Genomic DNA, 1,178 nt, shown 5'->3' with positions numbered 1-1,178 from the left:
CCCCTCCAGGGCCTGCTCCAGCACCTGTGACGGCGCCCCGGTCCCGCCCCGGCCGTCGCCGTCGCCATTGCCATCGCCGTCGCCGTCCTTGTCGACAACGTCATCGTCATCAGGGCTGTCCGGCCGGTCCCCCGGCGGGCCGCTCCCGATCCGGCATCCGGGTGAAATGAAGCGGAGTCGCCTGGCGCGAATGGAAGCGGGGTCCGACGCTGCCAGAATGCAATTTCCTCGGGTCCACCTGCACAGGCGGTGCCACCGGACAGCTGGAGCGGAACATGCGAATCATTCGACCACGCAATAGTCCGGAAAGGGAGACCGGCGCAGGCGCGGGAAGCCTCCCGTGGACACTCATGTATCACTCGGTGACGTCGACGGTCGAGGACCCCTATCTGATCACCGTCGATCCCGCGCGGTTCCGCCGCCAGCTGCGCTGGCTGTCCGCCCGCGGGCTGCGCGGGGTGTCGGTGGGCGCCCTGATGCGTTCCCACCGGGACGGCACCGCGGCGGGCCTGGTCGGGCTCAGCTTCGACGACGGGTACCGCGACTTCCTGGAGGAGGCCATGCCCGCACTGGCGGAGTACGGCTTCACCGCGACGGTCTACGTGGTGGCCGGCCGGCTCGGCGGATGCAACGACTGGGACCGACAGGGCCCGCGCAAGCCGCTGATGACGGCGGACGAGGTCCGTGAAGCCGCTGCCGCCGGGGTGGAGATCGGCTCGCACGGGCTGACCCACCGGCGGCTGGCGGGCCTGGGCGCGCGGGACCTCGCCGCCCAGGTCACCGACAGCCGCCACGTGCTGGAGGACCTCACGGGCCGGGAAGTCGGCGGGTTCTGCTACCCGTACGGCTCGCTCGACGACGCCGCGGTGGAGGCGGTGGAGCAGGCCGGCTACGCGTACGGGTGCGCGGTCAGCCCCGGGCCCCACAGCGGGGTGTACGCGCTTCCCCGATGTTACGTCGGAGACCGGGACGGACCACTGCACCTGACCGCGAAGCTGGTGCGCGACCGCTGGCGGCGCTGACGGCCGCTCAGCGGCCGGCGGCGGCGGGTTCCGCGGCGGGTTCCAGGCGCAGCCAGGACTCGTGCCACAGCAGGGCGCAGCGGCGGTCGCAGCCGGTGGGGGCCGGCTCGCCGCCGCAGCGCAGGCCCTGGAGGATGAACCAGCGCCCCCCGGTGG

Annotated in this window: 1 protein-coding gene; it reads left to right on the top strand. The window is 73.0% G+C overall.

The window, feature by feature from the left end; genetic code table 11:
• The first annotated feature begins 362 nt into the window (after nt 1-362).
• Nucleotides 363-1,022 carry a polysaccharide deacetylase family protein gene (locus tag ACIQOV_RS42150; RefSeq protein WP_401056535.1) on the top strand — a complete coding sequence of 220 codons (660 nt, stop codon included), beginning with the start codon at nt 363-365 and terminating at the stop codon, nt 1,020-1,022.
• The last annotated feature ends 156 nt before the right edge of the window (nt 1,023-1,178 follow it).

Origin of the sequence: Kitasatospora sp. NPDC091257, assembly GCF_044757675.1 — a bacterium.
Taxonomy (GTDB): Bacteria; Actinomycetota; Actinomycetes; order Streptomycetales; family Streptomycetaceae; genus Kitasatospora; species Kitasatospora lactacystinica.
This window is presented reverse-complemented; position numbering and strand designations above follow the sequence as displayed.